This window comes from Collinsella sp. TF06-26, from assembly GCF_002232035.1.
GTDB lineage: Bacteria > Actinomycetota > Coriobacteriia > Coriobacteriales > Coriobacteriaceae > Collinsella.
Window position 1 is genome coordinate 1 of sequence record NZ_NKXR01000007.1, and the last position, 22,475, is coordinate 22,475.

General features: G+C 59.8%; 17 protein-coding genes and 1 tRNA gene. 7 read left to right on the plus strand and 11 right to left on the minus strand.

The genetic code is table 11. The features are described from left to right. Positions 1-621: 621 nt before the first annotated feature. From CHY22_RS05195 to CHY22_RS05210, 4 genes are all read right to left on the minus strand, one after another. Positions 622-698 (minus strand) — tRNA-Glu (locus CHY22_RS05195). A gap of 100 nt (positions 699-798) precedes the next feature. Further along, on the minus strand, positions 799-2,976 hold the full coding sequence (locus CHY22_RS10190; protein ID WP_233502828.1) for a MurT ligase domain-containing protein: 2,178 nt from the start codon (positions 2,974-2,976) through the stop codon (positions 799-801). A 45-nt stretch (positions 2,977-3,021) separates the two neighbouring features. Further along, positions 3,022-4,065, minus strand: a complete 1,044-nt coding sequence (locus tag CHY22_RS05205; RefSeq protein WP_089572771.1) for a hypothetical protein — start codon at positions 4,063-4,065, stop codon at positions 3,022-3,024. Further along, entirely contained in the window at positions 4,065-5,141 is a 1,077-nt protein-coding gene (locus tag CHY22_RS05210) for a hypothetical protein (protein WP_089572774.1), read from the minus strand. Before CHY22_RS05210 ends, CHY22_RS05205 begins: the two co-directional genes overlap by 1 nt. 500 nt (positions 5,142-5,641) lie before the next feature. Here CHY22_RS05210 and CHY22_RS05215 point away from each other — a divergent pair, with 500 nt between their 5' ends. From CHY22_RS05215 to CHY22_RS05240, 6 genes are all read left to right on the plus strand, one after another. Beyond that, on the plus strand, positions 5,642-6,865 hold the full coding sequence (locus tag CHY22_RS05215) for an iron-containing alcohol dehydrogenase (protein ID WP_089572776.1): 1,224 nt from the start codon (positions 5,642-5,644) through the stop codon (positions 6,863-6,865). Positions 6,866-6,948: 83 nt separating this feature from the next. Continuing rightward, positions 6,949-8,049 (plus strand): glycerol dehydrogenase, encoded by a 1,101-nt coding sequence (locus tag CHY22_RS05220; RefSeq protein ID WP_089572778.1) that lies wholly within the window; start codon positions 6,949-6,951, stop codon positions 8,047-8,049. Between the two features lie 112 nt (positions 8,050-8,161). Continuing rightward, positions 8,162-9,229, plus strand: coding sequence for a glycerol dehydrogenase (locus CHY22_RS05225; protein WP_089572780.1), 1,068 nt, complete (start codon positions 8,162-8,164; stop codon positions 9,227-9,229). Positions 9,230-9,380: 151 nt separating this feature from the next. After that, entirely contained in the window at positions 9,381-10,634 is a 1,254-nt protein-coding gene (locus tag CHY22_RS05230) for a 4Fe-4S binding protein (protein ID WP_089572782.1), read from the plus strand. Positions 10,635-10,748: 114 nt separating this feature from the next. Continuing rightward, positions 10,749-11,825: a redox-regulated ATPase YchF gene (gene ychF / locus CHY22_RS05235; protein WP_089572784.1), complete on the plus strand. Its 1,077-nt coding sequence runs from the start codon at positions 10,749-10,751 to the stop codon at positions 11,823-11,825. A gap of 11 nt (positions 11,826-11,836) precedes the next feature. Then, a complete protein-coding gene (locus CHY22_RS05240) occupies positions 11,837-12,220 on the plus strand; it encodes a DUF1648 domain-containing protein (protein ID WP_089572786.1) in 384 nt (127 codons plus the stop codon). 9 nt (positions 12,221-12,229) lie between these two features. On the opposite strand, the gene CHY22_RS05245 is transcribed toward CHY22_RS05240, so the two are convergent. Then, the gene (locus CHY22_RS05245; protein WP_089572787.1) at positions 12,230-12,619 is read right to left on the minus strand and encodes a hypothetical protein; all 390 of its coding nucleotides are present in this window, start codon (positions 12,617-12,619) and stop codon (positions 12,230-12,232) included. Between the two features lie 317 nt (positions 12,620-12,936). Further along, positions 12,937-13,950: an asparaginase gene (locus CHY22_RS05255; RefSeq protein ID WP_089572789.1), complete on the minus strand. Its 1,014-nt coding sequence runs from the start codon at positions 13,948-13,950 to the stop codon at positions 12,937-12,939. 266 nt (positions 13,951-14,216) lie between these two features. On the opposite strand from CHY22_RS05255, the gene guaA reads away from it, so the two are divergent. Further along, complete coding sequence (gene guaA, locus CHY22_RS05260; RefSeq protein ID WP_035136929.1) at positions 14,217-15,815, plus strand: glutamine-hydrolyzing GMP synthase; 1,599 nt, start codon at positions 14,217-14,219, stop codon at positions 15,813-15,815. 154 nt (positions 15,816-15,969) lie between these two features. Here the strand turns inward: guaA and CHY22_RS05265 are convergent, their stop codons facing one another. From CHY22_RS05265 to CHY22_RS05295, 5 genes are all read right to left on the minus strand, one after another. Further along, positions 15,970-16,800: a class I SAM-dependent methyltransferase gene (locus tag CHY22_RS05265; protein ID WP_089572790.1), complete on the minus strand. Its 831-nt coding sequence runs from the start codon at positions 16,798-16,800 to the stop codon at positions 15,970-15,972. A 115-nt stretch (positions 16,801-16,915) separates the two neighbouring features. After that, complete coding sequence (locus CHY22_RS05270; protein WP_089572791.1) at positions 16,916-17,521, minus strand: class I SAM-dependent methyltransferase; 606 nt, start codon at positions 17,519-17,521, stop codon at positions 16,916-16,918. After that, a complete protein-coding gene (locus CHY22_RS05275; RefSeq protein ID WP_089572793.1) occupies positions 17,508-18,137 on the minus strand; it encodes a class I SAM-dependent methyltransferase in 630 nt (209 codons plus the stop codon). Before CHY22_RS05275 ends, CHY22_RS05270 begins: the two co-directional genes overlap by 14 nt. A 1,220-nt stretch (positions 18,138-19,357) precedes the next feature. Next, positions 19,358-19,717, minus strand: a complete 360-nt coding sequence (locus tag CHY22_RS05290) for a YjdF family protein (protein ID WP_255413288.1) — start codon at positions 19,715-19,717, stop codon at positions 19,358-19,360. 593 nt (positions 19,718-20,310) lie between these two features. Next, positions 20,311-21,273 (minus strand): Abi family protein, encoded by a 963-nt coding sequence (locus CHY22_RS05295; RefSeq protein WP_089572800.1) that lies wholly within the window; start codon positions 21,271-21,273, stop codon positions 20,311-20,313. Between the last annotated feature and the right edge of the window lie 1,202 nt (positions 21,274-22,475).

Consider the following 22,475-nt stretch of genomic DNA (forward strand, 5'->3'; position numbering starts at 1 on the left):
CGTGGGTTATACCCTAAGAGCAAACCACCCTTTTTAAGGGTGGTTCTGATTTGTGAAGGACGCTTTGGATCCCGCTTTGCAACTGATTCGCCCACGCAATAAGGGGCCGTGGGCAAAAAACGTCAAATATGAGTACTGTCACAAGCCCTGTAGCATTATCTTTTTGCAAAATATGCAGTGTTACGCAACATATGTCCAAGTACTTAGCTGATAAACGCCTGCAATTCCTCCGCCGTAGGACGCCTTGTGTCCAAATCGCCTTCTGATGGCATGAAATCGCTGTTACTAAATTGGTAACAGTACTCATATTTGCTATTTTTTGTCCACGGGCCCTTGGATGACAGTGTGATTTTATGCCTTCGGGGTTCGAATCCCGGCGCATGGGTAGCAAAAAGCCCGCCGCCGCGAGGGCAACGGGCTTCTCAGATTCAGTGGTGCCCCCAGCGGGATGTCCGCGTGCGGCTGGCGCCGCCCGCTTTCGCTGCGTCGCTCCGCTCCTTGCGTGCTGCGCTGGAAAACGCTTACGCGTTTCCTCAGCTCCGCACCCTGTCGGGTTCGAATCCCGGCGTTGGAGAAGAAAAAAGCCCGTCACCACAAGGGTAACGGGCTTTGCATTTCAAATGGTGCCCCCAGCGGGATTCGAACCCGCGATATCCACCTTGAAAGGGTGGCGTCCTTGGCCGCTAGACGATGGGGACAGCGGGGAAGAGTATAGCAGACTTTTTTGCCGGCGCGTATATCGTTGGCAAACTGGAAAACCACCACAAAGGTGCCTGTCCCCTTTGTGGTGGTGAGGTGCTAGGAGAGGAGCTTCATGGCGGCGTCGTGGGCGGCGTGCTCGTAGGTGTCGTCGAGGGGTTTGAGCGGCAGCAGGGCGGCGGCCTGTGTGTCGCCACGGCGCTCGAGGGCGTGCGCGATGAGCCAGTCGGCGAGTTCGGGGTTCTTGGGCAGCGCCGGGCCATGCAGGTACGTGCCGATGACACCCTTGTAGATGAGACCCTCAAAGCCATCGTCGCCGTTGTTGCCGGTGCCCGTGACGACGGACGTTCCGAGCGGCGTGGCATCGGCGTCCAAAAGCGTGCGGCCACCGTGGTTCTCGAATCCCACAAAGGGCTCGGGTGTCAGGTCGGTCTTGACGGCGACGTTGCCGATCAGGCGGTCGGAGCCGCGTACGGTCTCGGCGGCAATGACGCCCAGGCCCTCGATGCGATTTTCGCCCATATAGTACGAACGGCCGAGCAGCTGATAGCTGCCGCAGATGGCGAGCAGCGAACCGCCGTCCTCAACATAGGCTGCGACCTTGTCTTTTTGGGCGAGCAGCTCGTGTGCCACGGCTAGCTGGTCGCGATCGGATCCGCCGCCCATCATGACGATATCGGCATCATGCAGATCGAGCACCTCGCCCATGCGGACCTCATCCACGCGAACGGGGATGCCGCGCCAGGCGCAGCGGCGCTCGAGGGCGATGACGTTGCCGCCGTCGCCATAGAGGTTGAGGGCATCGGGATACAGGTAGACGATGCGCAGCGGGCGCGAGAGCTCGACTGGCGCGATATCGGTGGGGACAGCGCTACCATCGGCGCGCGTTACGGCGTGGGAGGCGACCGAACTTGCATCGGTGCCTTTGAGCCCGTCGAGTTCTTTGACCAGCGGCGGGAAGGCCGTGTAGTTGGCGACGGCGTAGAAGGTGTCATCGGCGGCCTCGTCTGCCATGGCGCCAATTGCCTGCGCGACGTCCGAGATAATGGCGGCGTCGATGCCGGCGTACTTGAGGCGCACCTGCATATCGTGTGCACGCGTGCCGCCGGCAAAGGCGACAAGCCCCGAGGTATCGGCGATGCGCTCGAAGTCGACGTCGTAGATCCACGAGACATCGTGGCCGTCGGCGTCGTTGTCATTGAGGAAGAAAGCGCAGAGTCTGCCGTCTGCCGTCTTGATGGACTGGATTTGTCGATCGAAGCCTACGGGATTCTTGGCCAGGTTGGCCTCGACGGTGCGGCCGGCGATATCCCAGCGCCCCATACGACCGCCGGCAGGCACATAGGCATCGAGCGTAGGCTGTAGAAGCGCCGTGTTCACGCCCAACTCGTGTGTGGCAAAGAAGGCGGCGGCAACGTTATAGACCATGTACAGACCGTTGTAGCGCGTGGCGATGTGCGTTGCGGGTGCGTCGGTATCGGGTCCAAAGACAAGGTCAAAGCCGTAGCCGTCGCAGCCGAGTTCCACGCCCGTCACGCGACGGACAAGCGCAGGGCGGGCCCAGCCGCACGAGGGGCAATGGTAGGCGCCGAGTTGACCATACTGTACGTAGTCGTACTCCAACGGGGCGTTGCACTGCGAGCAAAAGCGCGAGTCGCTAATGCGGTCGGACTCGGTGCCCGTGGCGCCGTCGATGCCAAAGGCAATACTCGCGTTGGGAACGCGCGCGGCAATCGAGGCGCACAGCGGGTCGTCGGCGTTGTAGATGAGCGTCGTTGCCGGCGAAAGCTCCAACGCGTGGGCGATGACCTCCTGGGTGTGATCGATCTCGCCATAGCGATCTAGCTGGTCACGGAACAGGTTGAGCAGCACGAAGTACGTCGGCTTGAGCTTGGGCAGGACGCGCACAGTGTAGAGCTCATCGCATTCAAAAACGCCTACGCGCTTGCCACTGCTGGTGTGCTTAAGGCCGCCGCGGGCCTCGAGCAGAGCACCCACCACACCAGGCTCCATATTGTTGCCGGCACGGTTGCACACCACGGTAGCACCGCTGGCAGCAACGGCGTCGGCGATGAGGTTGGAGGTGGTGGTCTTGCCGTTGGTGCCGGTGATCACCACGCTGCGGTCGACCAGGCTCGCGAGGTCGCTTAGCAGCTCGGGGTCGATCTTCATGGCGATGCGGCCGGGGAGTACGCCGCCCTGGCGCTTAAGGATGGAGCGCAGCCCCCAGCGGGCGATATCGCTCGAGGCACAGGCGAGAGATGAGCGGAAGTTCATGAAGCCGTTCCTAACGTGAATGACATGGTCGTGGCGTTTGCGCCGTTAAAAGCCGTAACGGCGCGCAAATTCCTGGGCAAGCTGCGATACATCTTCGCAGGCGTTGGCCCAGGGGGCAAAGTCGGGGGTGTCCGAGATGATGCCGTCGGCTTCCCAAACTGCCTGATGCGAAAGGTCCCAGGGGTCGTGCGGTTCGGGCCGGCAGGGAAGGTACGGTGTCTGATACATGGGGTTCAGCAAAAAGAACGCGCCGCCCTCGCAACGGTTAGCGAACTCACGCAGCGCGCGCGTCGCCGGGCGCATCTTGTTTGTTTTGAACAGCAGAATCGTGCGGGCGAGCAGGTACCAAGGAGAGTTTTCGAGTGCGTCTGCCCCCATCTGTTCCTCGAGCTGGTGGGCTAGGGCAAAAAAGCCGTCCTGGTCTTCCAGGCGAGCGAGAGCGAGCAACACGGTGCCGGCAGCTCGGGTGGGATAGCCTTCTGCCTTAAGGACGCGGCGGGCGTAGTTGGCAGCAGCGCGGTAGCGGGCGCTTGCCATGCACAGCTGCGAGATGGCCTCGAGTGTGTGGAGCCACCCGATAAGGGCCGGCTCGCTCACGGTAAGGTCCGCTGCGGTGACACCGTCGGCCAAAACATTATTGGCCCAGTAGTGTGGGGCCTCCATGTCGAACCCGGGCACGCTTTGCCGCAGGTAATCGGTCGTGGTCGCTTCGAGCTTCATCAGGTCGCCCAGGCAGGCGTCGACGGGTGTGTCCGCCAAAATGATGGCGAGCAGCTGGGCATCGACCGCCAGCGCATCGACGCGAACGATCTTGAGCAGCTCATCGCGCATATCGTCGAACAGGCGGTTGCGCGTCTGCTCAAACTCCTCGTCGCTGCCCATGTCCTCGATGCGATGGAGCTCGTCGAGCAAATGACGATGCACGCCGGCATAGGAAAGCAGCGCCTGCGCATGCTCGGTCTGCGCGTACTTTTGAGGGTTAACGCTCACGTCGTTATGGACAAGTTCGCGTGCTGCATCGGTGAGTTCGGGGTGCGACGCAACGTAGGCGCGCTCCAGGTAGGCGGGGATGTAGACGCTCGGATCCATTAGAGGTCTCCTCCCTTAAACGGCAGGCCCTGCTCGGCCGCCCGCAGGATGCGCTCGTCGATCTGGGAACGCACGATATCGTTGGTGGCGACCCAGGCGGCGAAGCTGGCGTTGTCGGGGGCGCCCAAGCCCTCCTGCAGTACCGGCGTCGCCTCGGACAGCGCAAGGACAAGCTCGTCGGTAGAGCCCACACCCACGTTGACGCGGGCATAGACGCCATCGGGAAACTCGGTTTGGAAGTAGAGTGCCTCGGCCGCGTGCGGGCACGAGCGTGCAAGGATGCGCAAGTAGTGCTCGGCACCCTCGTAGTCCAGCTCGCGCCAGGCTGCGCTCATCAGTGCGATGAGCGTCCACGGGTCCAAGTCGCGCTCCGCGTCCTTGGGACGACGACGCAGCGGCGTGTTGGCGAGATAGGGGACGGAGTGGGCAGAGCGAAAGCGCTTGAGCTCCTCGGCAGGGTATTCGAGCTTCGCCATGGCGAGCATCGCGGTGTGGCGGACGCCGGCCGGATCGTTGGGGGCAAAGTCGAGGCTGCGGTTTGCAGCTTCGAGCGACATGCGATAGCGTCCGCTAATGAGGGCGCGCGATGCAAGGGCGGCAAGCCAGCGCAGGTAGGGGCGGCGCATAAGGTCGCCCGCGGCCTCGCGCTCATAGGGGTCCTGCGCCGAGGCGATCTTGAACGCCAGGTCATGCTCGACTTCATCGCGCTTGGATACCAGGTACTGTACGTATTCCTCGTTGGAGTCGGCGGTGAGGGCCGTCAGCATGCGCTGGGCATCCCAGTTGGTCGGATCGAGCGCGGCGGCCTCGCGAAGCATGTTCTCGGCAGCGGCCTCTTCCTGCTCGGCTTGGGCATCGTCGGGGATAAAGGGAATGCGGTAGTCGACAGCCTCGACCACCTTGGCAATCAGATGTCCGGCGCGGTCGCGATCATGCACGATGAGCGGCGCGGGGTTGCGGGTGAATTGTTCCATCAGACGCTCTACGGCGGTGCCATCGGTGAGCGGGATATTGTCGCGGCGCAAGGCCTCAAGAACGAGGCGATGGCAATCCTCTTGAATGGGATCGAATGCCATGGGGCCTCCTTTGCTGCGGTTAGGGTTCAAATGTCTCTATATAAGGTTCTAGTTTACCCGCATGTGGCACACCGGGGGTGTCGCACTTGGACTTGCACCTTTGCACCACGAAGACGGATGTCGCACAAATGTCGGCACCTTGGACGACCGAGTGGTATCACGGTGCCGCAAACGGTCGATTTTTGGCGGCGAACGGTGCATATTTTGGAGGGGCACAGTCCTGCCCAGGATATGTAGTCAACCTTGATAAAACGTTTGCCCAGCTTGGGAGTATGAATGCCGCACAAGGGTCTTCAGGGATAGAAAAAACGTTTCATCATTGGCGGCTTTAGGTGAATAACTGACCAACCAGAACGGTAAAATAGTGTTTGTCTGAGCGTTGAGACGTTTAGACATCGCGCATTGTCATCGCCGGCAACGCGCAAACCGGTCCTAACGGAGCCAATTGGGTGCTCCGTTATATACGCAAGTCTAAGAGGGGCTTGTTTAGGAGGCACAGTATGGGACGTTTTACCAATCCTCGCGATCTGTACTTTGGTGAGGGCGCTCGCCACGAGGTGAAGAACCTCAAGGGCAAGAAGGCCATCATCGTTTCTGGCGGCAGCTCTATGCGCCGCGGCGGGTTCCTGCAGGACGTCGAGAACGACCTTAAGGAAGGCGGTTTCGAGGTCAAGCTGTTCGAGGGCGTCGAGTCCGACCCGTCCATCGAGACGGTCATGAAGGGCGCCGAGGCCATGCGCGAGTTCGAGCCCGACTGGATTATCGCCATCGGTGGCGGCTCGCCCATCGATGCCGCTAAGGCCATGTGGGTCTTCTACGAGTATCCCGAGGAGTCCTTCGATAACATCATCCAGCCGTTCAGCTTCCCGGAGCTGCGTCAGAAGGCTCATTTCTGCGCCATCTCCTCTACCTCCGGCACCGCTACCGAGGTCACCGCGTTCTCCGTCATTACCGACTACGCCAAGGGCATCAAGTACCCGCTGGCCGACTTCAACATCACCCCTGATGTCGCCATCGTCGACCCCGAGCTCACCTACACCATGCCCGCCAAGCTGTGCGCTCACACCGGCATGGATGCTCTGACCCACTGCATGGAGGCCTACGTTTCCACCTGCGCCTCTATGTTCACCGACGCCAACGCCCTGCACGGCATCCGCGAGATCGTCGAGTGGCTGCCCAAGTCCTATGCTGGCGACCATGAGGCCCGTCAGCACATGCACGAGGCTCAGTGCATCGCCGGTATCGCCTTCTCCTCGGGCCTGCTCGGCATCGTTCACTCCATGGCTCACAAGACCGGTGCTGCCTTCGAGAACGGCCACATCATCCACGGTGCCGCTAACGCCATGTACCTGGGCAAGGTTATCCAGTGGAACTCCAAGGACCCGCGTGCTGCTGAGCGTTACGCTTACGTGGCCAAGGAGATCCTGCACCTTCCCGGCGAGACCAACGAGGAGCTCATCGCTGCGCTCGTCCAGAAGATTCGCGACCTCAATGACCAGCTCAACATTCCGCAGTCCATCAAGGATTACGCGAATGGTGGCGTGAAGGTCGACGCCGAGAACCCGCAGATGGTTTCCGAGGAGGAGTTCCTCGCCAAGCTGCCCGAGATCGCTGCGAACGCCGAGACCGACGCCTGCACGCCCGAGAACCCGCGTGAGACCAAGGCTGCCGACTTCGAGAAGATCCTCAAGGCCTGCTACTACGACACCGACATCGATTTCTAATCGACTCTTGTTATCGTAACGAGGGGCTCCGCACGTATCCGTACGGAGCCCCTTTCTTTTTTCTTTTAGAGAATGGGATAGTTATGGCTGCAATTTTCAATAGCCCCAGCAAGTACATCCAGGGTCCGGACGAGCTCGCCAAGCTCGGCTCCTATGTCGAGCCGCTCGGCGCTAAGGCCCTCGTCATCGTGACGCCTTCGGGCAAGAAGCGCGTCGGTGCCAAGATCGAGGGCGGTTTTGCCGAGGCTAAGGCCGAGCTGCTGTTTGAGGACTTTAACGGCGAGTGCTCCAAGGGTGAGGTCGATCGCCTGGTCGCGCTCGCTCGCGACAACGGTTGCGACATCATCGTCGGCGTCGGTGGCGGCAAGATCCTCGACACCGCGAAGGCCGTCGCCTATTACCTGGAGTCCCCGGTTATCATTTGCCCCACCATTGCTTCGACCGATGCCCCGTGTTCGGCGCTTTCGGTGCTCTACACCGACGATGGCCAGTTCGATAAATATCTCTTCCTTAAGGCAAACCCCAACATTGTCCTGATGGATACGACGGTTATCGCGGCGAGCCCGGTGCGCCTGACGGTTTCCGGTATGGGCGATGCGCTCGCAACCTACTTTGAGGCCCAGGCGACGCATGATGCCGACGGTGGCACCTGCGCTGGCGGCAAGGGCGGCATGGCCGGTCTGGCGCTCGCCAAGCTTTGCTACGAGACGCTTATGGCCGATGGCGTCAAGGCCAAGGTCGCGCTGGAGAAGGGTGCGCTCACGCCTGCAGTCGAGCATATCATCGAGGCCAATACGCTGCTTTCGGGCATTGGCTTTGAGAGCTCGGGCCTTGCTGCTGCTCATGCCATCCACAATGGCCTGACGATGCTGCCCGAGTGCCACGGCATGTATCACGGCGAGAAGGTCGCCTTTGGCACCATCGTCCAGCTGGTACTCGAGGATGCTCCGACTGAGAAACTCGAGGAAGTCCTGGGCTTCTGCATTGAGCTGGGCCTGCCGGTCACGATGAAGGAGCTTGGCGTTGCCGAGGTTACGCGCGAGCAGGCCATGGTCGTTGCCGAGGCCGCTTGCGCGCCCGAGGACACCATGTGCAACATGCCGTTTGAGGTGACGCCCGAGATGGTCGCAAACGCCATCCTGGGTGCCGACGCGCTGGGCCACTACTATCTCATGGATGAGTAAATCAAGCTAAGGAAGGGGCAAAGCCAACAGATGGCTTTGCCCCTTTTGCTATGGTGCAAAGGGGTCAGGTTACTTTGCACCAATCGTTGTTTGATGAAGGGCGGATTCTCGTATGGCGCTTCCTATGGTTTATGGCGGTCCCGGCCGGTATGTTCAGGGGCCGGGCGAACTTTCGCGTCAGGGCAGGTATTTGTCATGGTTGGGCTGCGCTGCCTATGTCTTGTTTGACCAGGGCACCGAGGATCGGCTGTGCAGGCAGATCGTCGATGGATTTCTGGATGAAGAACTAAGCGAGCCGTTCTTTAAAATTTACAACGGTCCGTGTACGGAAGATGCCGTTGTCGAAATGGCCAAGGAAGCGCGGGCCGAGTATTGCGACATGGTAGTCGGTATCGGTGGTGGCAAGATGCTCGATATCGCTAAGGCCGTTGCGTTTTATGCTGAGCTGCCGTTGTGTGTATGCCCCACGGCGGCTTCGATGGACGGTCCGTGCAGCGCGATTTCGGTGCTGTATCACGAGGATGGGTCGTTCGATCGCTATCTGATGCTCGAGAAGAATCCGGACCTGGTCGTGGTCGATACCAACGTGGTCGCGGCGGCCCCACTGCGTATGACGGTCGCTGGTATGGGCGATGCGCTGGCAACGTACTTCGAGGCGCGTTCGTGCGCCGCGGCGAGAGGTGCGAACGAGCACGGTGGCGCGCCGGGGCACTTGGCACTGGTCGCGGCACGTGCCTGCTACGACACGCTTATGGAATGCGGCGTCGCTGCCAAGCGCGATCTAAAAAAGGGCCGTACATCGCCAGCGGTTGAGCGCCTGATCGAGTGCAATATTTTGCTCTCGGGTGTCGGCTTTGAGAGTGGCGGCCTAGCGCTCGCCCATGCTATCGCTAACGGGTTGACGATTCTGCCCGAGTGCAAGGCCATGCACGGCGAGGCCGTAGCGTTTGGCCTGGTGGTGCGGCTGCGCCTGGAACGTGCGCCCGAGCTTGATCAGGTGCTCGAGTTTTGCCAGCGCGTTGGTCTGCCGACGACGCTCGAGGAGCTGGGCCTTGGCGAGATTTCCGATGCCGATCTGCAGGGTGTTGCAAATGCGGTCTTTAGAAACGAGCGTAATATGGCCAACGAGCAGGCCAAGGTGACCAAACAAAAGCTCGTGCAGCTCATGTGCGAGGCATAGTTTGGTGCTTGATTGACCTTGTGCAATCGAGGCGGCGATAGGCCATGGGCTATTTGCCGCAAAGGTGCTCCGCGTGTAATTTGCTCGAGGCACGGGCCGATGGCGTATCATTATTTCTTGCTTGTTTGCACTGCTCAGGGAGGGGCCGCGCATGGCGCAGGAACACGATCTGTTTGATGACATTATCGAGATCAGCAAGGGTTTCGACTTTCTTAAAAACCCGCTTGGCGGCGTGACCGATGCACTCGATCCGTCGGCGCCGCAGTGGAATCCTGCTGACTACAAGGAGCGTCCGCGCGGCAACACCATTCCGTGCTTGACCTGCAAAAACGAAAAGAGTGGCTGCACCGCGTGCATGGACGTGTGCCCGGTCAACGCCATCGAGGTCGAGGAAGATGCCATCGAGATCCTCGATTCCTGTCGCAAGTGTGGCCTGTGCGCCGCTGCCTGTCCGACTGAGGCGATCATCTCGCCGCGCCTGGCGCCCAAAAACCTGTATGACGACATTGTCTCGGCGGCTACAAGTCACGAGACCGCCTACGTTACCTGCACGCGCGCCCTTAAGCGCATGCCGCGCGAGAACGAGGTCGTCGTTGCCTGCGTGGGCGATATTACAGCCGAGACCTGGTTCTCGGTGCTGGCCGACTATCCCAACGTGAGTGTGTATCTGCCGCTGGGCGTGTGCGATAAATGCCGCAACACCGGTGGCGAGGACATGCTGGGCGAGGCGATTGCGAAGGCCGAGGAATGGGCTGGTACGGGTATGGGCCTGGAGGTCGACCCCAAGAGCCTCAAATGCCATAAGCGCCGCGAGTACGAGCGCAAGGAATACATGGAAAAGATCGCCCGTACCACGGGCCTGACCGTGACCAAACTCAATCCGGCGACGGCGGCACTGGCTTCGGTGACGCAGAAGCTCAAAGCCCATCGCCATCAGATCACCCAGCTGGAGCGCACGCTCAACACCATGTGCGGCACCACGACGACCAAGCGTCGCCGTTCGCTCACCCATGGGCGCCAGCTGGTGCTCTCGACGCTGCAAAACCACCCCGAGCTTGCCCAGAACATGCAGGTGAGCACGCCGGAGTGCGATTTTGACAAGTGCACGTCGTGCGGCGAGTGCGTTAACGCGTGTCCCACGTCCGCCTGCGATTTGGTGGGAAGCGGTCGCTTTGCACTGGAGTCCACGTATTGTTTGGGTTGCGGAGCCTGTGTCAAGGTTTGTCCCGAACATGCGCTCAAGCTGGTCGAACACGATGCGTCCAATCTGGTCGTCGCCGATCCCGAGGCCGAGGAAAAGGCCGCCCAGAAGGCGAAGGCTCACGAGGAGGCCGAGAAGGTCAAGGCCGAGGCAAAGGCCAAGCTCGATAAGATGCTCGATCAGGTGGAAAAGCTCGCAGACTAGTCAGCGACCCCTATCTCTGCTTCATTTGCGCCGCCGTGGCGTCCGGGTTCGCCTGGATGCTGCGGCGGCGCTATACTTATGCAGTTTGAAGTACCTGTATCAAAAGGAGCTGTCGTGTCCCTTTCCATCGGTATCGTGGGCCTGCCCAACGTGGGCAAGTCGACGCTGTTCACCGCGCTTACCAAAAAGACCGGCCTTGCCGCCAACTACCCGTTCGCCACGATCGACCCCAACGTGGGTATCGTCGATGTGCCCGATAGCCGCCTGCAAAAGCTCGCCGACATCGTCAACCCGGGTCGCATTGTGCCGGCTACGGTCGAGTTCGTCGACATCGCAGGTCTGGTGAAGGGCGCTAACGAGGGCGAGGGTCTGGGCAACCAGTTCTTGGCAAACATCCGCGAGACCGACGCCATCTGCGAGGTCGTGCGCTACTTTAAGGACCCCAACGTCATGCGTGAGGTGGGCCGCACCGGCGAGTTCGTCGATCCCGCCGGCGATGCCGACACCATCATGACCGAGCTCATCCTGGCCGACATGGGCACGCTCGAGAAGCAGCTGCCCAAGCTCGAGAAGGAGGCCAAGCGCGACAAGGAGCTCATGCCCAAGTTTGAGGTCGCCAAGCGTCTGCTTGCCTGGCTCAACGAGGGCAAGCGCGCCGCATCCATGGAGATGACTGACGAGGAGCGCGCCGCCGCCAAGGGCCTGTTCCTGCTCACCATGAAGCCCATCCTGTATGTGGCCAACGTGGACGAGGATATGCTCAACGAGGACCTGGCGCCCATCGATGGCGTCAAGCCGCTGCCGATCTGCGCCAAGATTGAGGCCGAGCTTTCCGAGCTCGATCCCGAGGACGCTGCCGACTACCTGGAGAGCCTGGGCCTGGAGCAGCCCGGCCTGGACGTGCTCGCGCAGGCCGCCTACAAGCTGCTTGGCCTGCAGTCGTTCTTTACGGCTGGTGAGATGGAGGTCAAGGCCTGGACGGTTCGTCAGGGCGCAACCGCTCCGCAGGCCGCCGGCGTCATCCACACCGACTTTGAGCGCGGCTTTATTAAGGCCGAGGTCATTGGCTACGACGATTACATCGAGCTCGGTGGCGAGCAGGGCGCCAAGGCCGCCGGCAAGCTGCGTATCGAGGGCAAAGAGTATGTCATGGCCGATGGCGACGTCGTGCACTTCCGCTTTAACGTGTAAGGACGACGCATATGTTTAAATATGGCAAAAAAGCTGGCTACATGGGTATTGCGTTGCTCGTACTTGCGGTGATTCCGCTGGTGGTTGCAGCGTGTGTTATCCCCAACATTGGTCCCGAGGTGGCAACGAAGTTTAACGCGGCCGGTGAGGTGACGCGCTGGGGCAAGAGCTACGAGCTGCTGGCACTGCCGGTGCTCAACCTGCTGCTGAGCGTGGCGACGTACTTTACGGCAGGACGTCAGGCTAAAAACAATGATGACTCCGCCGCCATGGCGCGCATCGTGTGCGAGCGCTACCTGCGAAACGGCTGCATCACGGGTGTGTTCCTCAACGTAATCAACGTCTACTTTATGTACTCGGCTATTACCGGAACAGGCTTTGGCTTTGGTTTCTAGCCTGTCCTTTTAGGCAACGAGCCTGCACGCATATTCAATGGCTGCTGCGAGGCCGCCGCTCGATCGTGGTTTAAAGACCATATCGGCGGCGGCCTCGTTTTCGTATCCGGAGCCGCGGAGGGCGAGTGCGATACCGGCTTCTAAAAGGAGCGGCAGGCCGCGTTGGCTGGTTGCGATTACGGCAGCCTGATTGAGCGAGCAGCTGTGCGCTTGGCATTGGATGGCAAGTTCGCCTTGCGCCGGGCAAGGGACCAGAACGGCGGCGACGCGACTTGATAGTAATGCAAATGCTGTGCGCTCATCGGGCGAAAGGCATTCGGCTTCAACGACGACGAGCTTGGGCGGTGCGCTGTTTGTGCGAAGCGTGGCTCGGTACATGCGGACCGAAGAACCCGACATAGAAAACTCCTGTGTATTCGGCAAAACGTAAACTATAGTTTACGTTTTTGTTCAGCTCCATTTCAAACTCGGCTGCATGGACGAACGTGCGAAACAGATTCTTGGCAGGCGGGTCGAAGAGACACGCAGGGACCTTGGTATCTCCAAGGTTGATTTTTGTGTGGCGACAGGAATCAGCCGACCCTACCTCGACCGAATCGAAGATGGGACGGCAAATTTCACGCTCAAGGTTCTATTTAAGATCGCGCCCGCACTCGGCATGACGGTGTCAGAGCTTCTCGAGGGGATCGAATAGGGGATACCCGTCGACAACTGAATTACGCCATCGGGATGCGGTCGTGGTTGACTTGGCTGTAGAACAGGCGCTGAATCTCGGCCGCATCACGTGACTGGCCGAGTGCCCACATGGTTTTGGCCACGAGCGTCTCGGTGGTCATGTCGTCGCCGCGCAAAATGCCCGGATGATCGGCGTAGGCACGGCCGACCTCATAAACACCCAGGTCAAGGCCCTCTTCGGGGACCTGCGTGGTCATAACGACAGTGCGACCCGAATCGACCCAGCGGAAAATTGCCTCTTGGAACGACTCGCCCGACTCACCAAACTCGGGGATACCGCCAATGCCAAAGGTCTCCAGAATCACAGCGTCGTAGCTATCGGCAAGAGCGTCCAGGATACCCGGGTTCACGCCGGGTGTCAGCTTAAGGACAAATACGCGCGGGTCGATGCTGTCGTAGAAGCGAACCGGGTTCTCGTCCTGGTGAGTGCCGTGGAGTCCGTTGCGAACGATGCGGTCGTTGCGGATATAGGCAATGGGCGGATAGTTGACGCTAATGAACGCGTTAAAGCTCATGGTGCGCTGCTTGCGGGCGCGCGTGCCGGCAATGGCTACGCCGCCAAAGACAATCGAGACGTCGTGCGAATGCTCGTCGAGCGCATAGAGCAGGCTCTGGTACAGGTTGAGCTTGGCGTCGGTAAAGGGATTGCCCATGGGCTTTTGCGAGCCGGTGAGTACGATGGGCTTGGGGCTGTCCTGAATCAGATAGGAAAGCGCCGCCGCGGTGTAGCTCATGGTGTCGGTGCCGTGCAGAATCACGAAGCCGTCGTGGTCGGCATAACCCTCGACGATGACGTCGCGGATACGCATCCAGTCGCTCGGACGCATATTGGTGCTGTCGATGTTCATGGGCTGCACGACGTCGAGCTCGCAGAGGCCCGAGATCTCGGGGACGCTCTGGGCGAGCTCCTCACCGGTCAGGGCGGGGGAGAGGCCGTTGCCGTCCTCGGTCGATGCGATGGTGCCGCCCGTGGCGATGAGAAGGATGCGCTTCATGCTGGTATTCCTATCGTATTTGCCGCCGCAGAGGCGGAGTCGTTCGGCAGTATTGTGGCACAGGGCGTCCAATGTTCAAACGTATTACATCATCTGTAACGTTTGGTAACACTTCAATTGCCGTCAAATAGGCCCCGGTCGTGCGTTTGCCGTGCGCTGATGGCTGCGAGGGACGAGAAACCCCATATAACGTGTACACTATGTAAGCTGTTTTCGTTTATTCGCGCGGGTGGGCACAGGCTCCCCGCCAACAAGAGGGGGAAACCATGGATCAAAAGGCTTCCGCAAAGGTCCTCGTACTCGACTTTGGTGCGCAGTACGGTCAGCTCATTGCCCGTCGCGTCCGCGACCTCAACGTGTATTCCGAGATCGTTCCCTGCGACATCTCGGCCGATGAGATTCGCGAAATGAACGCCTCTGCGCTCATCCTCTCTGGCGGCCCGGCTTCTGTGTATGCCGAGGACGCTCCGTCCATCGATCCCGCCATCTTTGACCTGGGCCTTCCCGTTCTGGGCTTTTGCTACGGCCATCAGATCACGGCCGTGACGCTCGGCGGCAAGGTCGGTCACTCCGAGGTGGGCGAATACGGCCGCGCCACCATCACGCGTACGGCCGGCGCCAAGCTCTTTAACTCCACGCCTATGGAGCAGACCGTGTGGATGAGCCACCGCGACGCCGTGTCCGAGGTGCCCGAGGGCTTTACCGTTACCGCCAGCACCGACGTGTGCCCGGTTGCCGCCATGGAGTGCGTCGAGCGCAAGATCTTCACCACGCAGTTCCACCCCGAGGTCAAGCACTCCGAGTACGGTCAGCAGCTGCTGAGCAACTTTCTGTTTGAGATCTGCGGCCTGGAGCCCAACTGGAGCATGGATAACCTGGTCGAGACCATGACAGCCGAGTTCCGCGAGAAGGTCGGCGACGACCGCGTGATTCTGGCCCTGTCCGGCGGCGTCGACTCCTCCGTCGTGGCTGCGCTGGGCGCTCGCGCCGTGGGCAAGCAGATGACCTGCGTGTTCATCAACCACGGCCTGCTGCGCAAGGGCGAGCCCGAGCAGGTGGAGGAGGTCTTCACCAAGCAGTTTGACGTCGACTTTATCCACGTCCACGCCGAGGACCGTTATGCCGAGCTTCTGGCCGGCGTGACCGAGCCCGAGGAGAAGCGCCGCATCATCGGTACGCAGTTCTGGAAAGAGTTCTTCGCCGTGGCGCAGCAGCTCGAGACCGATGGCAAGCCGGTCAAGTACTTGGCTCAGGGCACCATCTACCCCGACATCATTGAGTCCGGCGCTCGCAAGACGGGCGGCAAGACGGCTACCATCAAGAGCCATCACAATCTGATCCCGTTCCCCGAGGGCGTGCACTTCGACCTTATTGAGCCGCTCGACCACTTCTTTAAGGACGAGGTCCGCGCGCTTGGTCTGGCGCTCGGTCTGCCGGGTCATATCGTGTTCCGCCAGCCTTTCCCGGGCCCGGGTCTGGCCATCCGCATCATCGGTGCGGTCGACAAGGAGAAGCTCGAGATCCTCAAGAATGCCGACGCCATCGTGCGCGAGGAGCTCGACGCCTATAACCAGCGTCTGTTTGAGCAGACCGGCGAGCGCAACTCCGAGCATAGCTGCTGGCAGTATTTCGCCGTCCTGCCCGACATTAAGTCCGTCGGCGTTATGGGCGACGAGCGCACCTACCAGCGCCCAATTATCCTGCGTGCCGTCGAGTCCAGCGATGCCATGACCGCCGACTGGGCCAAGCTGCCCTACGACGTCCTGGCCCGCATCTCCGGCCGCATCGTGGCCGAGGTTCCCGGCGCCAACCGCGTGTGCTACGACATCACGTCCAAGCCGCCCGCGACGATTGAGTGGGAATAGAACATACGTTCGATAAAATAATATAGTATCAGATAGCGGGCACGGTTTCAATTGAATCCGTGCCCGCTGCTGTATGCGTGTCCTTGCACGCCCAATATGCGCCGTAAAAGCCGTCTTCTTCGACGTCAAAGTGAATGCGCTTCGTTTTCGCCTCTCAAAATCTTATTTTCACGATTTGCATTTTCATCCCGTTGTCACCGACCCTTGCGAGAAACCGGAAAAAGCAGCTGACAGAAGAGTCTCTCAAATCGTTGTAGCCCAGCATATAGCCGCGACTTGTGACCTGCAGACGGCTGTCCCACGTGCCGATTTCCTTGGCGGCATCCGAAACCGCAAAATATGCCCCCACATCCTTGATTTTTGCAGTCTTAAGCCATGTTTTTGCGATCATCTTTACCGCCGTCCGATTGGCAGCATCAAAGACCAGCACACTGCCGGGGAAAGCGTCCGCCATCCCCCGCACCAGTTCCCGGACCTGCTGGGTCAGAAAGTAATAGAACACCCCGGAGGCAAAGAACACCGCCCCGCGGGAGGCATCGATTTTGCTAAACCATGCGGTGTCTTTCAGGTCGCAGGGGATATTTTGTTCTCGATCCCCGGCGGGCAGCAGCTGCTGCCGCAAGGCAATCACATCCGGGAAGTCCAGATTGTAGATCTTGCATCTACCGTTGTCGCAGGTTCTGCCGGTGTTGTCCAGCCCGCAGCCCAGATTGACCACCGCCGCATTGGGGTGGTCTTTCAGGTAATCCCGCACCTCGAAAGCAAGATCACTCTGCCGTGTGGCCACCTCCAGCGCACCAAAGCGCTGCATCAGGCTGCGGGAGTTTTTCTCTGCCTCTGAAAAGTCGTAGTCGATCTGGTCGAGCAGACGAACCGCTGTTTCATCCCTGTAAAGGTTCGGGTACAACTCCGTACACAGCTTCCGGGAATACAGCGGGAGGATCAGCGTCTCCTGCACGGTGTTTTTCTCAATTTTACATTTCATAGGTTTCTTCCTCAGTGAATAAAAACTGTCATAATTGCCGCCAGCATAGCCGCTATGACCGTCATGCCTATCGCCATGTGCAGGATGGATGCAAAAATACCCGTGCTTGATGCCCCTACTTCCGCGCCGTGACGCAGAGCCACTTTTTCTTTTTGTGTATCTGCACCTCGTGAAAACCCGCCCGCTCCAGACATGCCTTTAATTCAATGTCCTTGTAGATGGTCATGCCGCCGATGATCTGCGTCCACCTCTCGTCCTTGTCCGTATCGCCATTGCTCTCGTTGCAGATAAGAATTGTCCCGCCTGGCTTCAGCGTCCGCCAGACCTCGCGGAAGCATCGGGGCAAATCAGGCCAAAAATAGACGGTTTCAAAGGCCGTGGCGGCATCGAAGTAGCTATCCTCAAACGCCATATCCGCCACACTGCCTTGCAAGACGGCGCAACGCCCCTCCTGAATTGCAGTTCGGTTGAGCTTTCTAGCCTTCTCCACGCTGACGGGCGAATAGTCGATGCCCTTGACGACGCCATACGGGCATTTTTTCAGCAGCCGTTTTATGTTTGCCCCGCCGCCGCAGCCGCAATCCAGCACCTTTGCGTTTGGCGTGAGTCGTAGAAACTGAAGTCCCCACCGCGCCACAGGGCTGTGGCCCAGGTTCATCATGGCAACCATTAGTTTTCCGCCGAGGCCCACGGGCTTGCGGGTGTTTTCAAAGAACGACATCTGGCCCCTCCGATTTCGTGCATTCCGCATAGGTCAACGGGAACGAGGCCTTCAGCACCGCGCTTTTCCGCACCGCCCAGCCGTTTTGACGCAGGAAACGCAGGTATTCCTCGCTTGTCCATCTGCTGTGGAGGGGGAATCCCGCCATACTCATGAAAAAGGCTTTTGCCTTGCCGGAAACCGAGTTCCCCGCGTGGGTGAAGGTTGGCGCGATGAGCACGCCGTCGTCCTTCAGCACCCGCCTGATTTCGTGCAGGGCCTTTTCCGGATGCGGCACTATGTGAAGTGCGTTGGACACGATCACCACTTCGAAGGACTTCTGTGCATAGGGCAGGCGGAACATATCTTGTACGGAAAAGTGCAGCTTTGCGGATTGATTGTCCCGCTTCGCTTCAAGGATCATCTTTGCAGAGGCGTCCGTAGCCTCGATGTGCGCCGCCGCATTCACGATGCTCTTTGCGATAAGCCCCGTGCCGGTGGCGACCTCCAGTACGGTTTTTGCTTTCACTACCGGCCGGATCAGCCCATACATCTTCTCATACGCCGCCCGGTCGTTTCGCATGAAACGGTCATACCGACCGGCGCTCTTGTCCCAGAAACCCTCGCGTTCGTGCATGGCTGTCGCCCCCAAACAGTTAGAGTCATCTAACTATAACACACGAATCATGCAGTAAGATGAGGCTAACCTTCTTTTCTTGGCTAAGACGCATCTCTTCGGTTTTCGCTTATAACGGCGCGAATCAGATACTAGGCTGGAGCTGAAGAAAGAGCTCGGCGGACAGGTAGGTCGATACCGGTTCCCGGAACGGTGATCCAGCCAATTACACCAGGGCCCTAGTCATTGAGTGGGAATAGAAAATTCCTTAGTTATGGGGGTATTAATTTGATTCCCTTTAGGATAAACCCCCATGACTATATGAATTGACCTGCTGACTTCAATGAAGATTGGAAGGTTGCTGCCAGGGGTGACGACCCAGCGAGTGCTATTTTGCGAGCTATGCGCATTGAAAGCGACCTCTCGTGGTATAAACTACTTGCCGGAAGCCGCGGCTTTCAGAGTACGGCTTACGTGTACGTTTAATCTCCGTGGGCGACGGGGTGCCGCAAGGCGTAGAATATCGCCCACCTGTAGGGGCCCGCAGCGATGCGGGCCCCGCTTCGTATGAAGGGGGCGTAACCGATGAAGATTGTATCCATCCCCAGGACTTCTTCGACCACGCCGAGGGCGACCGCGAGCTCATGCTTAAGCACAATCGTCCCTGCATCGTAGTGGTGAGGCTGCGTTTCCGCGGGAAGCGCAGGGACTTCGCCGTGCCGCTGCGTTCCAACATCGCCCCTAACGTGCCCAAAGACCAGTACTTTGCGTTGCCACCCCGCCCCACGACGCGCCCCAACTGCCGCCACGGCATCCACTACATCAAGATGTTCCCCATAACCAGGCCTACCAGCGCCGCTTCAGGACCGAGGGCTCGGCCTACTACGAGACGCTCCAACGCATCATCGACGGCAGCACCAAGCGCATTGTCTCAGAGTGCCAGGCATACCTCGACCGCTACGAGCACGAGGGAAGGCCTCGCTTTGCCGTCGACATCGACCGCATCGTGGTGCTGCTGGAGGGCGAGAAGTAGGGCACCTCGGCTCAGTCTCGAGCCATACAGAGTCGCTCCGCATTTTTGAACGCCGTGTGTGCGTCCCAAATACTTGAGAAACAAGCTGTGAAGTGCGGCGGCGCGCCCGTGCCCGTGCATAGCCGTCACCATTAGCGTCTACGCGGCGTCGGCTTCAAGTGGAACTGGCTCCACTGCTGTATATGGTTTGCCTTGCTGCACATGGCGATCAATGACCGCGATGCTTCCGCTTGCGCTTCAGTTTTCGCTGCTCGAAGCGCGCCTCCGCCTCGTCCGCGCGACGCTGGCTTCTTGCTTGGGCCGATTCCCGCTTCATCGTCTCCCGCTGATTCGCGAGCGCCTGTTGTGTCTTGGTGCTCACCGCGGGCCGCTTAAGGGCTTTCGCTGCCTCGCGAGCGCGTCGCTTGGGATTCTTCGCGGGCTTGCTTGTTTCCGTGGCCTCGTCACCGAAGAACGAGAGCTTCGCCCATTTGCTTGTAACGAATTGCAGGATTTCCTCATTGGACGGTTCTGCACCGAAGACGATGCGGACGACGCCGTACCTTCCGTCCTCGACGTGCTCCGCCAGCCCGACTCAGAATTGGCCGTCGTGATACACGGTCAGGGCGGACGACACGCTGATCTGCATGGCTGGCTCCTCCTTTATGTAGATGACCATGCAGAGAAGGGACAACCAAGGAGGCAGGTTGCTGATGCGGGCTCCCGCACGCCCACGACTACCCGACGGGGACTGTGTTTTCATCTCTGGTGCCCGCATTGTAGCACGCGCGGATTTACGGTGTTGATTGCCGGCGCCTAGACGGGGATGAAGGCGGTTCGATCCAAGTCAAGCCGGTCGCCCGTTCATGAAGCGGCCGATGGCCGCGTTCATGAACGGGCGTCTGATTCCCTGAAAAATAATAGGCACCCATGAGGACACCTACAGGCTATCTTCGAACTACTTGGTTTGGGGCAGACGGAGGAAAAAAATAGGGCAGAACCGCTCTCACGATCCCGCCCCGCAAACCCGAGGGTTTCTAACTGGCTCCATTATTCCGGGCCTCTCAGTTCTGTCATTGACCCAGGTATCACCCGTCTCCTATAGCGAGTGAATATAAAAATAGGGCAGAGTCGCTTGCGCAAGTCCGCCCCTAAAACCGTGAAGGTTTTGCTATCTGCAGGCTATTCTACCAACCCGAGCGATTCTGTCAACCTGCGAAGGAACTCGAGCGCGGAGCGAGCTGCGGCGTCGGGCCCCTTGTCGGGCAGCGCCTCGGTTTCGCCGTCGGCCCTGGCGAACATCCCGGCGAGCTCGGATGCGGCGCGCGAGCGCGAGGAGCCCTCGGGTACCAAGCCGGAGTGCGCCACGAGCACGGTCGCGACCTCCTGCATGGCCGTGTTCCCCATCCACTTCCTCCTGGTCGCCTTGGGAATTCCCACGGCGGCGACCCTTCGGGAGACGCCGCTGGACGCCGAGCCCCGGGCGGCGCCCCTCTCGGCGAAGCAGTTGATCAGGCACGAGCCGTGCGCGGCGCAGTTGCGGACGGACTTCACGCGCTTGAGGTCGTAGTGGGAGGCCTCGAGGCGCCTGTCGCCCCATCGCCTGGCGCAGAAGCGCACGAAGTCGATGAGGGTGCCGAACGAGGTGAGCTCAAGGAAGGCCCAGACAGGCATGTCGCCGGAGTACTTCGCGTAGAGGCTCGAGCTGTAGGGGCTGCGGCCGCTCATCTTGAGCTCGCGCAGGCGGTACTCCCTGTTTGCAGCGGTAAGCGATGCCATGTAGTCGGCCACGATGGCGTAGCCGTCCTCTCCGCGGTCCTCCATCTCGCGAAGCAGTGTCACCTTCTGGAAATGCTCGATGTCGAGCGTCATGCCGAGCAGGGCGTGGCGCAGCTCCTGGTCGAGCGCCGCGAGCAAGCGCAGCTGGCCGAAGTCGAGGTCTACGTAGCGGCCGTCGCGCGGGCCTCCCTCGTATTTCGAGAAGAGTTTGCGGTAGGATGCGAGCTTGAAGAAGTTGCACTTGTCGCGCAGGTAGTCCGCGGCCTCTTCCTCGGAACACAGCTCGAAGGCTACGCCCTTCTGCTTGAGGTGCTCTATCTGCTGCTCGATCGTGAGGATCGGCTTCCTATCGTGGGGTTCGGCCATGCTCGGTCTCCTGTCATTGATTTGAGAATCCTATTCTACCAGCATGTTTGCCCTGAATCCTGAAGGCCCGTTCGCCAACTCATAAGCAAGCCACCTGAGACTACTCACTTTGTTCACGAATGGCGAAGACCTGCGACCTGGGGTTTTGCAAATGGCGCGCAAGCCCCCGCGTTAATTCACTTGCGATTGCAGCTGGCGGCTTGCAGGCAAAAGGGCGGTTGAGTTTCAAAACGGGCGTTTTCGGCGCCATCGAGCCTCCAAAGGCGACCCGCCGCGCACTTTGGGACAAAAACAAAAACTCAAAGCCCTGAGTTTGAAAAAAGTTTTTTGAGGTTGTCCCAACTTTTGTCCCCAAAGCCGACGAAACGCGACATCGCGTCATTCGGCGGCACGCGTTCCGTGTCGATGCCGAAAACTGGGTGTAACTGGAATGACGGGACGGCAGAACCGACGCCATCGAGTGGGAGTAGCCGAGGGTCTAAAACGGCACGTCACAAAAGGTAGTGAATAGCAATGAAGCCCCAGGTAGAATTGGCTATCTGGGGCTTCTTCATGTAACGCCGCGATGCGCTCCATAACGCTCTATTTGGGGAATTTAGTTCAGGCAATGAAGACGGGCGCATGAACGCAGAAAGGACGGCACGAGGCCCACTTGAATCCACGGCACTCATCCGCATTATCGTTGCCCCAATGTCCTCTGCATCAAGCGAGGTCGGCGGTTAAGTAACGGCTCGGCGAGTGTTATTTCGAGAGCTACGCGCATCTAAGGCGAGTTTTCGTGGTAAAAACTACTTGCCGGAAGCCGCGGCTTTCAGAGTACGGCTTACGTGCACGTTTAACCTCCGTGGGCGACGGGGTGCCGCAAGGCGTAGAGTATCGCTCACCTGTAGGGGCAGCGCCGCTTCAGGACCGAGGGCTCGGCCTACTACGAGACGCTCCAGCACATCATCGACGGCAATACCAAGCGCATTGTCTCCGAGTGCCAGGCATACCTCGATCGCTACGAGCGCGAGGGAAGGCCTCGCTTTGCCGTCGACATCGACCGTATCGTGGGGCTGCTGGAGGGCGAGAAGTAGGGCACCTCGGCTCAGTCTCGAGCCATGCGGAGTCGCTCCGCATTTTTGAACGCCGCGCGCCCCAAATACCCGAGAAACAGGCCATGAGGTGCGGCGGCGCACTCGTGCCTGCGCGCAGCCATCTCC